Here is a 3,528-nt window from a genome sequence, read left to right as displayed (position 1 = left end):
CGCCTTCATGATGGCGCGGACATCGGTCGCCAATTCCCTGTGGGTGCTGGTGGTCGTCGCCGCGAGCGGCGTCATCGCCTTCCTCGCCATCGCGCTGCTCAGGCGGCGCGGCGGCCCGGCAGCGTTTGCGATTGGCGGCAGCGCGGAAGAGGCGACCTGACCGCCCGCCTTTAGTGCCGCAGAATCTTGCTCAGGAAAGCGCGGCTGCGGTCGGTCTTGGGGTGTGAGAAGAACTCGTCGGGCGTGCCGCTTTCGACGATGGCGCCAGCGTCCATGAACACCACGCGCTGGGCGACCTTGCGGGCAAAGCCCATCTCGTGCGTCACCACCATCATGGTCATGCCTTCCTCGGCGACCGCGACCATGACGTCGAGCACTTCGGAAATCATCTCGGGATCGAGCGCCGAGGTCGGCTCGTCGAACAGCATGATTTTGGGCCGCATGCCGAGGCAACGCGCGATCGCCACGCGCTGCTGCTGGCCGCCGGAGAGCTGTGCTGGATAGGCATTGACCTTGTCGGCGAGGCCTACCTTGGCCAGCAATTCGCGGCCGGCCTTTTCGGCTTCGGCACGCGGGATCTTGCGGACATGGATGGGGGCGAGCGTGACGTTTTCGAGTGCCGTCTTATGCGGGTAGAGGTTGAACGACTGGAAGACGAAGCCGATCTCGGTGCGCAGCTGGGTCATGTTGGTGGCGGGGTCGCCCAGGCGCTGGCCGTCGACGACGAGATCGCCGTCCTTGATCGCCTCCAGGCCGTTGACGCAGCGGATCAGAGTGCTTTTGCCCGAGCCGCTCGGGCCGCAGACGACGACCACTTCGCGCGGTTCGACGCTGAGCGTGATGTCCTTGAGCACGTTGAGCGAGCCGAACCATTTGTTGACGCCGCGAAAGTCGATCATGCCGGTTTTGGCAAGGCCCGTTTTGGTCATGTTTTCTGGACCTTTGGGGTTGGAAGTCACAACTGCACCTCGGCATGCGCCGCGCCCATGCGCTGCTCCAGCCGGCGGGCCAGCATGATCAGCGGATAGCAGACGATGAAATAGCCGACGCCGACGAGGAAGAACACCAGCAGGCCGTTGGGCACACGCTGCACCACCAGCCAGCCGACGCGGGTGAGGTCGGTCAATCCGATGGCCGAGACGACAGAAGAATCCTTGATCAGCAGCACATACTGCCCGACCAATGGCGGCAGCACGATGCGCATCGCCTGCGGCAGCACCACCTGGCGCATGCGCTGCCAGCGCGACAGGCCGGACGCCAGTGCCGCCTCGACCTGGCCTGTCGGCACCGAGCGGATGCCGGCGACGACGATCTCGCAGATGAAGCAGGCAGCCAGATTGGTCAGCGCGATGATGCCGGCGGTGAAGGCATCGAGTTCGATGCCGAACTCAGGCAGGATGAAGAAGATCAGGAAGATCTGCACCAGGAACGGCGTGCCGCGGATCAGGTCGACCCAGGCCCCGATCAAACCCGAGATCAGACGGTTGCCGCCGGTCCGCAGGATGCCGAGGGCGAAGCCGAGCAGCGTGCCGAGCACCAGGCTGATCAGCGACAGCAACACGGTCATGCCGAGGCCGCGCAGGGCCAGTGGATAGGAGCCGGCGAGGCTTTGCAGTTGTTGCCAGATCATGTCCGCGCCCCCGCTGTGCCGAGCCAGCGGCTGGAGAGCCCAGCCAGTCCTTTCAGGCCGTAATAGAGCAGCAGATAGAAGGCGGCGATGGTGAGGAAGCCTTCCGCCGGCATGAAGCGGTCGGAGGCGAGCAATTGACCGGCGCGTGTCAGTTCCGAAACCGAGATCAGCGACAAAAGGGCGGAATCCTTGACCAGCACGATCGCCTGGCCGAGCAGCGGCGGGATCGTCACCTTGAAGGCTTGCGGCAGGACGACAAGGCGCATGCGCTGGACATAGGTCATGCCCGAAGCGACGCTGGCCTCGACCTGGCCGCGCGGGATCGACAGGATGCCGGCGCGAATGATTTCAGCGATATAGGCGCCGCTGTTCAGCGACAACGCGAGGATGCCGACGACGAGTTCCGGCAGAACGAAGCCGAGCCGGGGCAGGCCGAAATAAAGAAAATAGAGCTGCGCCAGCAAGGGCGTGGCACGCACCGCATCGATATAGGCCTTGGCCGGGGCGCGAAACAGCCAGCCGCGCTGCAGATTCATGGCGCACAGCACGATGCCGACGATGAGCGCGCCGACAAAGGACAGCGCCGACAGCCAAACGGTCGTGACCAGGCCCTGTCCGAACAACGGCAGGTATTCGACGATGGTGCGGAAACTGAAATTTTCGAGCATCGTTGGGTGAAATCCCCAGAGCGCAGGCAACGACAGATGAAACGAAATTCCGGGCGGCTTCGCGGCGTTTAAGATGCGCGCGAAACCGCCTGGATTTATCGCTGCTTAGTGATCCTTCTTCCAGGCGTCGGAATTGACCCAGTAGTCGAGGTTCTTCTGCAGGCGGCCGTCGATAGTGACCTGGTTGAGGAACAGGTTCATCCAGATCAACAGGTCCGGCTCATCATAGCGGGTGGCGAAGGCAAGCGGCTCCTTCGACAGAAGGTCCGGCATGATGGTGAAGGTGCCGGCCGGATAGGCGGTCGACTGGCCCTTGACCGCCGAGACGTCGTTGACGCCGCAGTCGGCCTGGCCGTTGTTGACGGCGTCGAGCAGCAGCGGACCGCCACCCTTGTAGCTCTTGATGTCGGCATCGGGGAAGGCGTTCTTGGCTTCCTTCTCGCCGGTGGCGCCGAGCAGCACGGCGATCTTGGTGCCCTTGGCCTTGCAGTCCTCGGTGGTCTTGAACTTGCTGTCGGCCTTGGTGAAGACGGTGCTGCCCGTGTACATGTAGGGCGTGGTGAACGCGACCTTCATGCCGCGCGCCAGCGTCGGTGTCATGTCGGCGACCAGCAGGTCGGCCTTGCCCGACAGCAGCGCCGGGATCAAACCATCCCAGTCGAAGTCGAGGAAGGTGATTTTCACACCCATTTCCTTGGCCATCAGTTCGGCCAGTTCGACCGAACTGCCGGTGCGTTCGCCATTGGCGCCGACCAGCGAGAAGGGCGGTCCCTGGGTCTGCACGGCGACGCGCAATTCGCCGCGCTTGGTGATGTCGTCGAGCGTACCCGCACTGGCCGCAGCGGTGAGCCCGGCGAGCGCAAGCCCGGCGATGAAAAGTCTTCCGGCGATGAAAAGTCTGGCAATCTTCATTTCGGTATTCCTCCCTGTTGTCGTTAATGTCTGCCCGCGGTTCTCCTTGGGCTCCTTTTTGAGCGGCAGCGCCGTTGCCGGCGGCAGCCACCGTTCGAAAATCTTTCGCCTCAGTCCCGTGCCACCGTCTCGGAAACCGTGATGCCACGCCTGGCCAATTCATCGAAGAACCTGATGTCGGGCACATCCAGCAGCGGGTTCAAAAAGCCGGGTCTGGTGATCTCGCCCCTCGCCAGCATCTGCGCCACGATGCTGGCGGGATAGCCGACGCCGAGGCTCATGCCGAACAGGCCGGAAACGAGATCGCGTTCGATGATC

The 3,528-nt window shown here is 63.4% G+C and carries 4 protein-coding genes and 1 pseudogene; all 5 read right to left on the bottom strand.

The annotated features are described in order from the left end of the window. Positions 1-170 precede the first annotated feature (170 nt). The gene (locus EN879_RS28325) at positions 171-899 is read right to left on the bottom strand and encodes an amino acid ABC transporter ATP-binding protein (RefSeq protein ID WP_024501778.1); all 729 of its coding nucleotides are present in this window, start codon (positions 897-899) and stop codon (positions 171-173) included. A 56-nt stretch (positions 900-955) separates the two neighbouring features. Next, positions 956-1,630: an amino acid ABC transporter permease gene (locus EN879_RS28320; protein ID WP_063168655.1), complete on the bottom strand. Its 675-nt coding sequence runs from the start codon at positions 1,628-1,630 to the stop codon at positions 956-958. Further along, a complete protein-coding gene (locus tag EN879_RS28315; protein WP_013530557.1) occupies positions 1,627-2,298 on the bottom strand; it encodes an amino acid ABC transporter permease in 672 nt (223 codons plus the stop codon). Before EN879_RS28315 ends, EN879_RS28320 begins: the two co-directional genes overlap by 4 nt. A gap of 105 nt (positions 2,299-2,403) precedes the next feature. Further along, positions 2,404-3,210, bottom strand: coding sequence for an ABC transporter substrate-binding protein (locus EN879_RS28310; RefSeq protein ID WP_013530558.1), 807 nt, complete (start codon positions 3,208-3,210; stop codon positions 2,404-2,406). 110 nt (positions 3,211-3,320) lie between these two features. Then, positions 3,321-3,528 (bottom strand): annotated as a pseudogene (locus tag EN879_RS28305) (saccharopine dehydrogenase family protein); the annotation flags it as partial.

The organism is Mesorhizobium sp. M7A.F.Ca.AU.002.02.1.1 (assembly GCF_003998535.1).
In the GTDB taxonomy this organism is placed as follows: domain Bacteria; phylum Pseudomonadota; class Alphaproteobacteria; order Rhizobiales; family Rhizobiaceae; genus Mesorhizobium; species Mesorhizobium ciceri.
Note: the sequence above shows the minus strand (reverse complement) of the source record. Positions and strands in the feature narration are given on the sequence as shown.

What these genes read in the sequence shown, in the direction of transcription:
- EN879_RS28325 (WP_024501778.1), bottom strand. Translation starts at nt 899, where the DNA reads ATGATCGACTTTCGCGGCGTCAACAAATGGTTCGGCTCGCTCAACGTG.
- EN879_RS28320 (WP_063168655.1), bottom strand. Translation starts at nt 1,630, where the DNA reads ATGATCTGGCAACAACTGCAAAGCCTCGCCGGCTCCTATCCACTGGCC.
- EN879_RS28315 (WP_013530557.1), bottom strand. Translation starts at nt 2,298, where the DNA reads ATGCTCGAAAATTTCAGTTTCCGCACCATCGTCGAATACCTGCCGTTG.
- EN879_RS28310 (WP_013530558.1), bottom strand. Translation starts at nt 3,210, where the DNA reads ATGAAGATTGCCAGACTTTTCATCGCCGGAAGACTTTTCATCGCCGGG.